This window comes from Pyrococcus sp. (assembly GCF_030153625.1).
In the GTDB taxonomy this organism is placed as follows: Archaea; Methanobacteriota_B; Thermococci; order Thermococcales; family Thermococcaceae; genus Pyrococcus; species Pyrococcus furiosus.
Genome location: NZ_JASKLM010000007.1, coordinates 1 through 14,599, shown reverse-complemented (window position 1 = coordinate 14,599; position 14,599 = coordinate 1). Strand labels below are relative to the sequence as shown.

The following is a 14,599-nucleotide window of genomic DNA, read 5'->3' as shown; positions in this document are numbered from 1 at the left end:
GGGGCTTTTTCGCCCCAATACTCCTACGGAGTAACTATATCACTCGAATTTATAACCTTTACGGGGCATCCAACTTACCCAGCAACCCCCCATTTATAAACAAACCAACGCCCCCTGAGACCCTAAATCAAAAATACTCCCAGGGTAACCCTGGGAAAAATCAACCCTTTTCACACCCTATCCCAGAGGAATACCTAACTAACTCAACCAAGCAAACTCCTACCTAATTATAATAATCCAACAGAATCTCTCAAACTTCTTACAAAAATCTATATTTAGCATGCTATTCAAAAAATTTCGAAAAACTTTCGTAACAAATAAGTAGCAAAACTGTAACATGCTGCAAATAATAACTTCAAGTTACTAAATTAAATCCTAACCCCTTAAAAACCTTTATTTCAAGAATAAAGCTCAAAGAAAACCAAGAATCAAAAAATAAGCCCAAACATCGTGTACCGAAAAATCTTCAATATAACTATCCTTAAATATTCCCTGGAAGATATATTATGGGGATATAAAATGCTATCTGAGAAGGTCAAAGAACTCCAAAGTCTCCATAGGGACTTTGAAGATTTAATCCCCCGACTTCTTCTCGAAAAGGACATAAAAGACATCTGCAGATCAGCTTATGAAATTGAAAACAAGAAAATTAGGATTCTTTTTGACCTCTTGAGTGAGAGCCCAAAAATCGGAAGAGAGTTTGAAAATCTCGTCAAGGAGATGCTTAGATTAGAATCCAGGATGAAGGGAATAATAGAAGACATAATAAGGAACATGGAAGATCCCGATGTTTACATCAAAACTCTTGCAAACTTCAACAGAAACTATGACTACCTCGTAACAGAAAATCTCAGTTCTCTCCTTCTCTATGCAGAATTTTCAGATCTTCTCCAAAAAGAGGGGGGAATCCCAGAACCGATTCTTAACAGGATAATGAAAGCCGAGGAAGTAAGTGAAAAAATTGGAGTTTTGGTAAAATTCTTAAGCATACTCTACAATAAGCCATCGGCACTTTTCAAGGTGGAAACCTCCTTAAGGAGTCTTAATCAGCTTGGGCTTAGATGGGTTGAAATAAGGCATTTGGAGAGAGAAACTGGTATCAAGAGAGAAGAACTGGAAGAGATCCTAGAGGGACTCACGCTCATTGGAGTCGTGGAAAAGATGAATAGGGGTGGTGAAAGTGTCTACAGAATCAGAAATAGCGGTGAGGATAAGGGGAATATATAGCACGGCCCTAACAAAGCTCCTAATGGACAGGGGTTTCAAGATAGTACAGCCAAGCGACGTGATAGCTGAGAGGTTTGGAATTGAGAAGAGCTATGAGGACTTTGACGTCGACATCTACGACAAAAACCACGGTGTGACAATCGTTGGAACCAAAGTGGAGGCGGTGAAGAAGGTCTTTGAGGAGGAGTTTATTGACGTCTTTTTTAGAAAGCTCCCCTATAAGCTCCATGGAATTTACAAGGGGCTTGTGGTGAAAAGAGATGACAGGTTTGTTTATGTAGATATTGGGAATGTTATTGGAACGGTTCTCATAGAGGAGCTTCCAGATGCTGCCGAAGGGGATGAAGTTGTTGTTCAAGTGAAGAAGCACAACGTCCTCCCACACCTAAGCACCTTAATAACAATCCCGGGTGACTATGCAGTGCTGATTCCAAAGCCCATAGGAGTTCAGAGACACGTGAAGATTTCCAGAAAGATAAAGGATCCCGAGGAAAGGGAAAGGTTGAGAATCCTGGGACTAAGTGTTGATCTTGGAGAGTGGGGTGTTCTCTGGAGAACTGCTGCCGCTTACAAGGATTGGAACACGTTAAGGGATGAACTAGTGAGGCTTTCAAAAATTGCAGATAAGCTGAAGGAGGCAGAGAAGTTCTCAGCTCCAGCAGAGATAATAGAGGGGAGGGAAATTTACGAGATTGAATTCGGTGGTGGAGTCAAGAAAAAGCTTGATGAGATTAGGAATGAAGTTGTTCCCACAATTGAAGGGCACCACCAGTTCAAGTCCTACGACCCAGAGTTTACATTAGCTGTAGATGTCGCAGAGGGGATTCTGGCAAAACTCCCGTCCCAGAGGCAGAAGATAAGTAAAGGATTTCTAGAAGCTATAATTACCAGTAAAGGACCAAAGGTTGGTTGGATATTCACGCTGAACCACGTGAAACCTGATGGGCAGATAATAAAGATTGGCCCAGGGGAAGTAATAGAGGTATCCACGGATCCTTTAAAAGTGACAATAAAGAGATATCTAAGGCCAGGAAAGTTCTATGATGGACTGGAAGTGCCAATAGAGAGTGGAGATTACGCAATAACTGAAATAGAGGCTGGAAAGTGGTGGTTTGTTCACAGATACTATGATAAAGATGGCAACCTTAAGGGAGAGTTCTACAACATCAACACCCCTGTGGAGATCTATCCAGATAAGGCAAGATATGTGGATCTAGAGGTCGACATAGTGAGGTGGCCAGACGGAAAGAAGGAGATCATAGATAAGGAGAAGCTAAAGGAACACTACGAGGAGGGAATTATTAGTGAGAAGCTCTATAAGGCAACGCTGAGGATTGCCCAGGAGGTCTACGACAGGCTCTAATCTTCGTTTTTTACATCCTCCAATCCTTTATCTGTTATTTTGAAGTATACCATCCCACCCTCTGGCCTAAACCTATGCCTTTCCAGAACTGCAATTCTCACTCCAACCCTAAGCCTTTCAAAGCGGAGGATGTCCTTTGTTTTGTACCCCAGGGTGTGCTCAGCTATTGGTTTAAGAATTCCTGAGTTTGAATCGTAATAAACTTGATTGACAACTATAACGGCAACGTTTTTTCTTCTGGCAATCCACTGAAGAACTTGGAGTTGCTTGGAAAGTTCTCCATACTCTCTACTCCCCTCCGCTCTATAATGGGCCGTAAAGGAGTCGACCACAACTAAAGAAAACTTTTCATTCACGATATTTTTCAACCTCGCAATTACCTGTCTTTGCTCGTTTAAATCCATAGGTTCGAATATCACGAACTTTTCAAGTGCTTTCTCCACATCCAAGTTCCTTGATTCTGCCATTTGAGCTAACCTTTCGGGGGAGAATCCCCCCTCAGTATCAACATAAGCCACTTTTCCCTCATTCAATAATCCAACCTGCATTGCAAAAGTTGTCTTCCCGGTGGCAAATGGCCCGTAAACTTGGAGTATTACTCCCTTAGCAACTCCACCACCTAAAAGCTCATCTAACCCCTTGACTCCAGTGGTTAAGAGCTCAGTATTTAGCATTGAAACACCTTCAGATTTCAAAACCCTCATAGGGCTTAAGATCCTTTACTAAAACCCATATGCGCCTTTTTTGGAGCTCCTTCTTGAACTCTTCAGGATCGGCCTCGCTGTACGTTCCATAGTGCATTGGAACTGCTATCCTGGGCCTTATCATCTCCACTATATCCGCAGCCTCCCTTACACTAGCGGTGGACTTCCCACCTATTGGAACCAAAAGAACATCAACCTTTCCCCTCAACTCTGTAAAAGCTGGACTGTAGTATGTATCTCCCAAGTGAGCCACTCTTTTGCTTCCTTCAATTAGATATCCCAGGGGATACTGGCTTGTTGGATGCTCTGTGAAAAATGCCCTAACCCTAATATCTCCCAGCTCGATTTCCTGTCCCACCTCTATCTCTCTGACCTTTGTTAGCCCATCACTTATTGCCATGAGATAAACTGTTTTCGGCCCTATAACCTCGGCATCACTGAGCTTTGCTATTAGTGGGGTCTTACCGTAGTGATCCATGTGCTCGTGGGTAACTAGAATGTAATCGACCTTGCCTATTCTGTCTTCATCAACGTCTGGGTATGGATCGATTAGTATCTTAGTCCCCCTATCCTCCACCAAGAAGCAGGCATGACCACACCACACAATCTTCATTCTCTAAGCCACCTGGGAATTTATTCTCAAGAAAGAACTTAAAAGTTGTGGTCAGCGTTTGGAGAAGAAGTCGTCCAAGCTTATAACTTTCTTCTTTTTAGGCTTTTCCTTTGCCTTTTTCTCCTTCTTCTCTATTTTCTTCCCATTATTTCCAGAGGAATTAAAGTTCTCAAGCAGGCCTCCTTGAACTGTTTCCCCCGTTCTTTCCTTGATCATTTTCATACAGATGTCGTTTGGATCTACAATGAGCGTTAACTGGGCTTCTGGGAATAAGTACTCAAAGAGTGAATCAATATCCTTCTCCGTCAAGCATATTCTCTGCCTTGTATATGGCTTTACGTTGTAGTTAGCTACGAGCATCTTGGCAGTCCCCAAGTACTTTTCAATGGCTCCTTTGCTAACTGTCAGCACTATCTTTCCTCCACAGACTGGGCATTTTCCATCCAAGGGCGGCCTTCTGTACTTTGTGTTACACTTCACACAGCGAAATTCTTGTCTAGTAAAGCTCCTTAGGTTACCCCTCAAGTCGGGAATTAAGTGGGAGTTGAGGATTGTTTCAGCAACATAGTGTTGATCCACAGCTCTAATTCTCTCTGCCAATGTCAATTGCCTCTTCACTTTCTCCTCCATATCTCCCAACTGCTTGTAGAGGCTCATCTTTGGTCCTAGAGCTATGTCGTCGGTATCGTGGGTGAACTTTATTCCGTAATACATTTCAGGCTTTCCTAATCTATCTTCAACTCTCTCTATAACTCCCACAAGTTCCTTTGGTGATTTAAGCTCGTAAGTTGCTTCATAGAACTCTAATGGATAGTATCTAACGACATCCATGTTGTGCACTTCACTGTCCACCTCTCTTGGATCAAGCCTCGTGGTTATGACAAGAGGAGCGTCCATTTTTCCTCCTCTTTTTTCGGGGAGGTAGTATCTGGAGAAGTTCAATAGGGCATCAAGGAGTAGCATTACACTATCCTCATCTCCATCACAGTTCCTTCTCTTGGCCGCATGGAAGTAGGGGTGAGCGTAGCCAACCAGAGCATCTACAAAGCCTATTATCCTCCCCACGATTCCGGCTGAAGTGTGAGGGGCCAATCCTATCACTAGGTGACCAATTAAATCCTCCATTTTTTCGGCGTTGTAGAACCTGGGAAGTCCGTAGAACTTCTCAAGAAGATCATCAACAAACCTGGCCACTCTTAAGAGGTACTTGCCAGCCTCCTTTGAGAGGATTACATCTTGGGGCTTAAGCTCAACTATCTGGTCTTCACTCACCAGAGGTTTCCCTTCGAAGTCATGGGTGTAGCCAAGCTCTCTCAGCTTTTCCACTGAAACTCCTATCTCCCTAGGCCTAAAGTGAGTTATTGGAGCATCTGTGGCATCAAATCTTATGGTTCCATCCTTAAAGACGTAAACTTCATTTTTTGCTCTCAAAAGACCTTTCTCCAGCGGCTCTGCAATCTTCCAGCCAGAAGTCATTCCCATTACGCCCTTAAGCTTGTCAACTCCATAAACCTTCACGTTTTCCATGGCCCTGTTTAAGAGCTCTGAGGGCTTTATCTTCCTCTTTGTGAATGGCTTTAGCTTCACATTGCACTTTGGACATGAATACGAGTACCCCTCAGCCTGGGAATTGGTGTATTCAGCCCCACACTTGGGACATGTCCATATCAACTCTTTCCTAATCCCACACTCGGGACAGAGAGTTTCAGGCCCTACATGGCCACACTTCGGACACTTGAAGAAAGCAATCTCAACTTCAGCTATTTTTCCCTCTTCAGCAGCCTTCTTTATATCTCTGCTAGAACCCCCTGCCAAGCCAATTGGGAAGAGGACTTGAACAGGTGGCTTCATTTTTCTTTCTTTTGCCTTCTCTGGCCTTCCCATTCTTGCCCCTATCCAGCTTATTCCCCTGTCCCTGAGCTTTATCTGATTGTTCTCGTTAATGATGTCTATTACAGTGTAGAAGGGCTTGGCCTTAAACTCCCATTCAAGATTGCCCAATGGAGTGAGAAGAGCTGCACTCCACGGATAATCAACCACTACAATCCCTTCTCTTACCGTATGAGGAAGTCCCAGGAGCTCTAGGGTTCTCTTAAGACTTCCCAGGTCGTCCAGGCTAATTTCAATTTTCTTTGCAAACTTTATACCTCTGAAAGTGCCCCATTCTATGGTGGCCTTGTCTTTTAATACTCCCCAAAGTCTTTCAACATCTTTAGGATTTACAGTATTCCAATAAAGGGTGTAGTATGGGTGGAGAGGAATTTCCAGGATTTCCGAGAAGTGTATGGCTAGCTCCACGGGAGGCTTAACCCTTAGAGGATCGTAAAGCATCTTAGCCAAGAATTCTGGGTCAACTTCAAGGTACTCTGCTGCTTCCTCAACGCTCTCCCTGGGATTTTCCTCAAAGGGTCTAAGCTCAACTTCATATGCCTCATTAACGGCCTTTACGAACTCTTGGATCCACCACTCCTCTACATAGTTTGCAGGAAGGAGAGTTTGATTGTTCTCCACAAAGTCTCCAAAGGCTATGATTGCATCTCCCAAATAAAGTATCTCTTCGACTTCATCCCTTATTTTGAGGGCCAAGTTGTAATCATCAACCCTAACAACACTCCCATCCTTTAGCTTAACAATCGGCCCTTCAGCGGTTGTTGCTGGAGTCACTACTGCACCTTTCCCAGGCCTCTCGGTTTTCATTTGAGTTCCAATGGCCAAGAACTCGTCAACCAAAACCATTGTTGCTGGATTTATGCTCCATGTTGCAAATCCACTCACCCTACTTCTACCATATCTAAGCCTAAATCCCCCATTTTCCGAGGGTCCAGCGAATAACGGCCTCCCACCAATTATTTCCTTTGCATACTTTTCGCTTGGGGCAATCTCAGCCCTAAATTTCTCATAGAGCTTGTAGTAGAATCCCTTCTCTACCTCCACCCTTGTTTCAACTTTTGACTCCTCGGCTTTACTTTCACTCTCTTCGATTTCTTCACCTTTTTCTTTAGCCTCTACAAACTCTTTAAGCCACTCCCATCCATCAATCCCCATCTTGTCAATGTATTTCACGAGCTTTTTAGCCTTCTGGAGAACACCCTCCGCCAAAACTAGGATCGCTCCTCCTCTCAGCTGATTTGTCTCAACTCCCTCTACATCTCTATGGGAAACCTCCACATCGTCAGTGGCTTCACCAGTGATTTCTATGGGAATATTCCTCATTGCTAATCTCACTTCATCAGGTGAGGGATGATATTGAAGCCTTGAAACAGCTCTATGATAGAGGTCAACTTCCTCAACCATTCTCTCTATATGCTTCCCACTTGGCTTAAACCTATCAAGGCCAAGCTTTCGCCTAACGTAATCACCAACAAGTACACTGAGAGCTTGAGCAGTTCCACCAGAACTCCTAATTGGCCCAGCATAGTAAAGGGCGAGGTATTCAGAGTTATCAGCCCAGGTGTTTCGCTTGATTTTAACATCAGCTATACCCTCAAGTGGAGCAGAAACAATACCCTCAGTTAATATTGCCAAGGCTGTCCTTACAGCCTGTTCAGCGTACTTCTCTTTACTTCCAAAATCACCAAATTTGCCCTCAATTATCTCATCAACTATCTTTAAAGCAACAATTTCCTTATCATACTCTTTTAAAAGCTCCCTAATTCTCTGAGCAACTCCGGGAGGGCCAACTAAGCTCTCAACTCTTCCAGCCATGTCTGTAGCCTGGGGAATCTCAACATCGGTTGAGGGGTCTTTACCCTGACTCCTAGCCTTCTTAGCAATCTCGTAAGCTTTGTCAATTTCCCTTTGAAGCATCTCAAAATACTCCTCAATTTCCTTTGGAAGCTCCATCAGCACCACCCACTAAAGTCCAAAACCTTGACAACTTTTGCAGTATCAATATCAACAACGGGAACCTTTGCAGGCGTTGGAACTATGTTCACCATCTTCTGGAACTCGGTCTGAGCCTGCCAGGTGGCGGAGTTAACCAGCTGAACTCCCCTATAAACTACCGCATCGTAAACGTGAACGTGACCCATGTGAACTACATCAGGAACTTCTTCTATAACAAGCAAATCTTCTGGATCAGGAGCTATTGGAACCTTTCCTCCAAACATTGGAGCTACATGCCTCATCTTCAATAGTTCAACCATTGGGAGGCCGGGCTTGTGATGGGTCAACCCAGGAACACTTCCAACGACATCCTCTATCCCCCTACCATGAGCTATCAGAAAGTCCCTACCATGTAGTCTTATTACAGCAGGATTGCTTATTATCACGGCGTTCTTGAGCTTGTATATAGGTTTTGCATACTCTTTGTAGAATTCTGGTTGGGGAATAGCTTGCCTAGCAGCATCGTGGTTTCCTGGGGCAATGAACATTGTTATGTGCTTAGGAACGTGAGAGAGAAGGTTTGCGAGGGCCTCATACTGGTCGAATATATCTGGAATCGTCAAGTCGGCATACTGGCCCGGATAAACGCCAACACCATCAACAACATCTCCTGCAATGATTAGATACTTAACCCTACTCACGATTTCTTCCTCTTCCTTAGTTTCAACGTTTCCATTGAGCCACTCTAAGAACTTTATGAAGGCATTTTCGCAGAACTCTTTACTTCCGACGTGTATATCACTTATGAGAATAGCATAAACTTTCTCTTCCAGTGGAGGCTTTTGTCTCCTATAGAGGGGAACGTCTGGAAGGTAAAACTTGTTGGCGTACAAAATTCCCCTCTTTGAATACACCCCCTTAAAAGCGACGACGGCATCTGGAAGAACCTTAAATGCCTCCCTATAATCTTCCGAATCTTTCGGCAAGAAAACTTTAACCTTTCCTGTGAGATCTTCTATTTCAAATATCAATCCTTTATTCACTTCCCTCTTGGAATTGACAAGCCCTATTATTGTCACGGTTTCATCTTCCTTCACATACTTCAGCTTCCCAATATCAACAACATTGTCCAATTCAGGATTTTCCCTTAGTATTTTCCTTAACTTCTTCAACCTACTCCTGAAGAGAGAAGCATAAGCTTCAACAATTATTTCACCTTCCTTCCCATTACCGTTCTTTACCTTAGGAGGCTTCAGCTTTACATTCCTAACATCGAAGACAACATCATAATCTTCCTTTATTTCCACATAATTGAAGTCGGGGTTCATGGGTATTGTCAGATCTTCATACTTCGAGTACTCCTTCTCCTCAACCTCTATTTCTTCTGGAGCATATACCATTGGATAGCCATATTTGTCAAAGACAATTGCCTCTCCACCATTGTCATTTCCATTAGAAACTAACTCTTCATTTGCCCCAATTTCCTCAATTCCAATGCTATTGAGCTCCTCTTCAAGTGGTTCACTTCCAGTGGAAATAAAACTCTCTCCTTCTTTAATCTCCTGGGAAATTTCTTCTTTAGTCCCAAAAGACTCTTCATAAGACTGCTCTTTTTGGGACTCTCCAGTGGAAACAAAACCCCCCTTTGTTTCCACTGGAAGAATTGGTTCAAGGCCTTTAACTTTAAGGAATTCTGTTGCTAAAGCATCAGTAATTATGTAGCTCTCTCTTGATCTTGCAAATTTTACCAGCTCCACAATTGAGAATTCACCTTTTTCATAGTATTCTCTCAAGAGATAGTAGGCAGAGGGAGTTATTAGATAGTTAGCTTTTAGAAGTGATTTTACAAATTCATCCATTAGATCAACCTCCTCTGCTCACTCTTAAGGGAAATTGTGAGGAGGGGCTGAATAGAGTAATCATATCTCAGCACATTTCTTATCTTATATGAGGTAACGTTAAGCCTTATTTCCTTTGTCCTCCCATATCTCCCCTTACTAACAACTTTTGCATTTATTATTCCAAGCATGTCAAGCTCATTAATTAGATCACTTATCCTTCTTTGGGTGAGAGGTTCCAAGTCAATGTACTCGCACAATTCCCTATAAACAGCGTAAACATCCCCAGTATTTGCTGGTAAATCGCCGTTTTCGTCCAAAAGAACTATGGCATAGAGGAGAACTTTTGACTGAAGGGGTAGAGTTTTTATTACCTCCTCCATCATGTCCTGTTCAATCTTTTCCTGGGCTTTCCAAACATGCTTTTCAGTTACTTTACTTGCCCCTTCTCTTTCCGCTATTTCCCCTGCAACTCTTAGAAGGTCAAGTGCCTTTCTTGCATCTCCATGCTCTCTAGCAGCTAATGCTGCACAGAGGGGAATCACACCTTCGTCTAAAACCCCAGGATAAAAGGCCTCTTCAGCTCTTTGGGTCAGTATATCCCTAAGCTGATTTGCATCATAGGGTGGGAATACCACCTCTTCCTCACTCAAACTTGAGAGAACTCTTGGATCTAGATACTCTTTAAATTTAAGGTCGTTTGATATACCAATTACACTCACTTTAGCCCTTTTAAGTTCAGTATTTATTCTTGTTAATGAATAGAGAACCTCATCACCACTCTTCTTTACCAACTTGTCAATTTCATCCAACACAATTATCACAAACCTCTCCTTCATATCTATAACCTGCTTAAGCTTTGCGTAAACTTCATCGGTAGGCCAACCTACCATTGGAACTTCAATCCCAGTCTCATCTTTGAAGTAGTTAACTATGTTAGCAAGAACTCTATAGTGAGTATCGACAATCTCACAATTAATGTAGATCACATCAACTGGAATGTTGTATTTTTCAGATATTCTTTTCAGCTCTTCAGTTACAAATTTTACAGTTACAGTCTTTCCAGTTCCAGTCTTCCCATAAACGAATATGTTTGATGGAGTTTCTCCTCTGAGAACTGGTACTAAAATTTGGGCGAGAGTTTCTATTTGCTCATGTCTGTGAGGTAGATCCTTGGGAGTATAGCTATGCCTAAGGACATCTTTGTTTTTGAATATCTTCCTAGCTCGGAGCAACTTTTCGAATAGCTCGTCAAGCTTTATTTGATGTTCACCTTCGTTCATTGATGACCCTCCATTGGAAATTGTGCTCCTAGATTATTATAGATCAATTTTCCAGAGGAAACATAACACATGTTGTTAATTTTTCCCCCATCCATATAACTAAATGTAATAATTTAGTTATGATAAATGCCATAGATATATAGTATCTCCATTGGAAATAGAGGAAACATTGGAAAGGCAACTATTCCTTTAACTGTTGAGTTTTTATCCTTTGCTTGACAAAAACATGTCAATATTTTCCAGTGGAAGTTCCACACCCAGCCCAAAACTTCCACAGGAAATGAGATAAGCGAATGAACATCTTTGGACATTTGATGTTTACATATTTCTACAGGAACTTCAGATTTCCTGTGGAGACAAAATGAACATTTATGGTCATTAAAATTTGTTCATTATTGCACCTTTTAGTTCATTAGATTAATCTAATTTGTTTAACATTTTCCAATTATTAAACAGAAGTGAAGTCCCCCAGAGTTTCATTTCCACTGGAGCCGGGCGGCAAACACCAGAAAAAATAAATTTTTTCTGGTGACAAACACTCTCCCATATTAAGTAGACTGCATATTTAAATATTTTTCTTTGAACGTATTTATAACAGAAAGCAGAAAATAATGAAAGTTTTTTCATTTTTTTTACAAGTTATTATGGCTAATTACTGAATAAATGTTCATTAGATAAATGTAAAATTCTTTATAAGTTTTGCGTTGGCTTATGTAATACTCGTGAAAATTGCTTACCTTTCAAAACCTGGTTCCAGTGGAAATGAAACTCTGGGGGGTTTTTAAGATCAACATAGAAACGTTTCTATATTTTGCTGAAAAATTTAGCATCCCAGGTGGTTTGCAGCTACAAAGTTACAAAGTAAATAGGAGATAAAAAAGTTCACACAAACATCGTCTTGAGAACATCTGCACAACCACATTTTCTCTCTTCTGGAATCTTTGGAATTGCTCTTTTTAAAAGCTTTTGGACTTTCTCTTCGTTCTCCTTCATGACTCTAAGAACTTCTTGAGCATCAACTGGCTTTTCGGCCCAAACATCGTAGTCAGTTACCGTTGAAATGTTTACGTAACACATTCCCAACTCTCTAGCCAAGTTGACCTCTGGAACTAGAGTCATTCCTATAACATCTGCAAACTGTCTGAACATTCTTGACTCGGCCCTAGTTGAGAACCTCGGTCCTTCTATACAGATGTACGTTCCCTTTTCATGAACGGGCAGGTTGAGCTCCTTTGCAGTCTCGATGAAAATTCTTCTTAGCTCTGGACAGAATGGATCGGCCATACTGATGTGAGCAACTCTTGGTCCATTGTAGAATGTGTATTCCCTCTTCTTTGTGAAGTCAATGAATTGGTCGATTATAACTATGTCTCCAGGTTTGTATTCCTCCTTTAGAGAACCCACGGCGTTTACCGCTATGACCCTCTCAACTCCAAGCTCGTGAAGAGCCCATATATTGGCCCTGTAGGGGACTTCATGGGGTGGGAACTCATGGTACTTTCCGTGCCTGGGTATAAATGCAACTTCGACTCCCTCTATTTCCCCTATTTCCACTGGAGCTGAGGGTCTTCCATAGGGTGTGTGTACTTTAACTGTTTCCTTCGGTTCAAAAATTCCATAAACTCCAGAACCACCGATTATCCCTATCTTGGGCATAGTTATCACCGTCTTAATTGGTATTTAGGAGAATATAAGGGTTACTTTAAAGTCAAAAACTTTAATAACCTTTTGGAACTAAATTAACAATGGTGGGCGGTATGGAAGAGAAAAAGCCAGTTAATCTCGTTCTCCCTGAGGTCGAGAATGCGATTTTTATAGAGGGATACCCAGGGGTTGGACTAGTCGGGCATATTGCCGCTAATTTTTTAGCTAAGGAGCTCGACATGGATCTCATTGGTTACGTTGATAGCCTCTTTATCCCCCCCATGAGCCTCATCTTGGAGGGTAGGCCAACTCCTCCCCTTAGATTCTACGGAAAGAATAACATAATAATTGCAATTGCAGACATATTTCTTCCACCTACACTAGTTAACGAAATTGCAAAGGAGATCGTCAACTATCTCAAGAAGGTTAACGCAGAGAAAGTAATCTCTTTAGCAGGGATGGGAATTGGATTCTTTAAGGACACTTTTGAAGTGTGGGGCATTGGTGGAAGTGAGGAAGAAAACAAAGAATTGGAAAGCCTGGGAGTGAAGATCCTCAAGTATGGTTCAATAACTGGAATGAGTGGAAAATTGCTGTGGGAGGCCTCTAGAGCTGGACTCAAAAGCTATGTTCTACTTGGTGAGACTTTTGGGGATAGGCCTGATCCCAGGGCGGCAGCAAATGTTGTGGAGGTTTTGAATAAAATGCTTGGATTAAATGTATCAGTGGAGCCCTTACTTAAAGAGGCCGAAATGATAGAGGAGCAGCTTAGAAGGATGCACGAACAGATGGAAGAAGCTAGAAGGAAGATGGAGAGACAGTATGAGACCATGTACCTCTAGGCTGGGGTGGAAATATGGTGGTTGAAATTCCCCTATTATCGGGTATAGCGAGGAGAACTCTTGATGCCCTAATGAGAAATCCAATTAGAACAGTGGAAATTAGAAACGCTAGAAATTACATGACCCTTGAGAAAGTCAAAGAAGGGGATTTAGTTTTTCTAACCTATGAATCGTTGGAGGATGTAATGAGAGGGACTGAGGGAATAATTGCAATGGTTACAAGAATGGAAAAAAGTCACCAGAGAGTCCCCTGGGAGGAGAGCGATGAAAGGGAGATAAGTATTTGTAGGGTTCAGCTAAAGCTTGTAGGTTTGGGAAGAGTTGTGGAAGTTCAGGAAAAGAATGGGGTGGTTTTTGTTAAGGTTAGAGAAATGCTGCATCATGAAATTAGTATGGGTTGAAGAAGTCTAGAGTCCTCTGTTTTGAACTTTTCTTTTTACCTTTTTTAGGAGGTTCTAACTTTCTAAACTCTAGCCCAAGTTTCTCTAAAAGCTTTTTAGCTCCTTCCGTTAGAGAAGGTGCCACCAATATTCCTCTTACTTTATTTCCATGTTCTTCTTTTAGTGCATCTACGTACCTCTTTAACTGACTAACCGCGTGTAAATCGGCCCTCCTCCTTTTCAGTTCTAGAACTACTATATTTCCCTCTCTGTCCACGCCAAGTACATCAACTATTCCATGCTTTATTGGCTTCTCTCTAAACATTGGTTTAAATCCTTCCTCGATAACATTGGGATTTTGGAAAATGAGCTCAGCCATCTCTGCTTCACTTCCAGTTAGGGTTAGCTCCTCATAGTCCTCTGCCATGAAAAGAACTGCTGCATATGCTTCAATTATATCAACTTTGAGTGTTTCTTTTGGGTTCCTTCTAATGCTAATTAAGGAGTTTCCTTCCATTTTTACTTTACTCCCAGGGGGTTGCCAATTGACAGGCTCCCTTTTCTTCTTCTGGTGGATAAGGAAGCTTCCATCAGGCTTTATTATTATAATCCTGTCTCCTTCTCCAAGCTCACTCTTGGCCCTTCCCTCATAATAAACGGTACACCTAGCAAAAATTGTAAGTAACCCTTCCCTACTCTCTGCAACTTCCAATAACTCTTTTATCTCTTCAATCCTGGGATTTTCTTTTACTATTGCTTTCGTCATTTCCATGTTATCCTCGGACACTGTCAGGATAAGCAGTGGGACGTTAGGTTTAAGTTTCTGATACCTCTTCAGAAAAGGGGAGAGAAATGAGGACTGAAACCATTATTTACTTAC

At 42.0% G+C, this 14,599-nt stretch carries 11 protein-coding genes; 4 read left to right on the top strand and 7 right to left on the bottom strand.

Features of this window, described 5'->3' with window-relative positions; all coding sequences use genetic code 11:
* The first annotated feature begins 519 nt into the window (after window positions 1-519).
* Together PWP39_RS02040 and PWP39_RS02035 are read left to right on the top strand one after the other, a co-directional pair.
* Complete coding sequence (locus PWP39_RS02040) at window positions 520-1,227, top strand: hypothetical protein (RefSeq protein WP_014835495.1); 708 nt, start codon at window positions 520-522, stop codon at window positions 1,225-1,227.
* Window positions 1,181-2,590 (top strand): ribonuclease FAU-1 family protein, encoded by a 1,410-nt coding sequence (locus tag PWP39_RS02035; protein WP_011011134.1) that lies wholly within the window; start codon window positions 1,181-1,183, stop codon window positions 2,588-2,590. Before PWP39_RS02040 ends, PWP39_RS02035 begins: the two co-directional genes overlap by 47 nt.
* Here PWP39_RS02035 and radB read toward each other — a convergent pair.
* The 6 genes from radB to PWP39_RS02005 all read right to left on the bottom strand — a co-directional run bounded on the left by radB (window position 2,587) and on the right by PWP39_RS02005 (window position 12,509).
* Window positions 2,587-3,264: a DNA repair and recombination protein RadB gene (gene radB, locus PWP39_RS02030; protein ID WP_014835496.1), complete on the bottom strand. Its 678-nt coding sequence runs from the start codon at window positions 3,262-3,264 to the stop codon at window positions 2,587-2,589. The two genes, PWP39_RS02035 and radB, sit on opposite strands and share 4 nt — an antisense overlap.
* Window positions 3,265-3,274: 10 nt before the next feature.
* Window positions 3,275-3,907, bottom strand: a complete 633-nt coding sequence (locus PWP39_RS02025) for an MBL fold metallo-hydrolase (RefSeq protein ID WP_011011132.1) — start codon at window positions 3,905-3,907, stop codon at window positions 3,275-3,277.
* 51 nt (window positions 3,908-3,958) lie between these two features.
* Complete coding sequence (locus tag PWP39_RS02020) at window positions 3,959-7,750, bottom strand: DNA polymerase II large subunit (protein WP_014835497.1); 3,792 nt, start codon at window positions 7,748-7,750, stop codon at window positions 3,959-3,961.
* Entirely contained in the window at window positions 7,750-9,591 is a 1,842-nt protein-coding gene (locus PWP39_RS02015) for a DNA-directed DNA polymerase II small subunit (RefSeq protein ID WP_011011130.1), read from the bottom strand. Before PWP39_RS02015 ends, PWP39_RS02020 begins: the two co-directional genes overlap by 1 nt.
* The gene (locus tag PWP39_RS02010; RefSeq protein ID WP_011011129.1) at window positions 9,591-10,853 is read right to left on the bottom strand and encodes an ORC1-type DNA replication protein; all 1,263 of its coding nucleotides are present in this window, start codon (window positions 10,851-10,853) and stop codon (window positions 9,591-9,593) included. Before PWP39_RS02010 ends, PWP39_RS02015 begins: the two co-directional genes overlap by 1 nt.
* Before the next feature lie 882 nt (window positions 10,854-11,735).
* Window positions 11,736-12,509 (bottom strand): S-methyl-5'-thioadenosine phosphorylase, encoded by a 774-nt coding sequence (locus PWP39_RS02005; RefSeq protein ID WP_011011128.1) that lies wholly within the window; start codon window positions 12,507-12,509, stop codon window positions 11,736-11,738.
* A 101-nt stretch (window positions 12,510-12,610) separates the two neighbouring features.
* Here PWP39_RS02005 and PWP39_RS02000 point away from each other — a divergent pair, with 101 nt between their 5' ends.
* Complete coding sequence (locus PWP39_RS02000) at window positions 12,611-13,339, top strand: proteasome assembly chaperone family protein (protein ID WP_011011127.1); 729 nt, start codon at window positions 12,611-12,613, stop codon at window positions 13,337-13,339.
* 14 nt (window positions 13,340-13,353) lie between these two features.
* Window positions 13,354-13,740 (top strand): DUF473 domain-containing protein, encoded by a 387-nt coding sequence (locus tag PWP39_RS01995; protein ID WP_011011126.1) that lies wholly within the window; start codon window positions 13,354-13,356, stop codon window positions 13,738-13,740.
* Here the strand turns inward: PWP39_RS01995 and nucS are convergent.
* Window positions 13,727-14,485, bottom strand: a complete 759-nt coding sequence (gene nucS / locus PWP39_RS01990; RefSeq protein WP_502941319.1) for an endonuclease NucS — start codon at window positions 14,483-14,485, stop codon at window positions 13,727-13,729. The two genes, PWP39_RS01995 and nucS, sit on opposite strands and share 14 nt — an antisense overlap.
* Window positions 14,486-14,599: the final 114 nt, after the last annotated feature.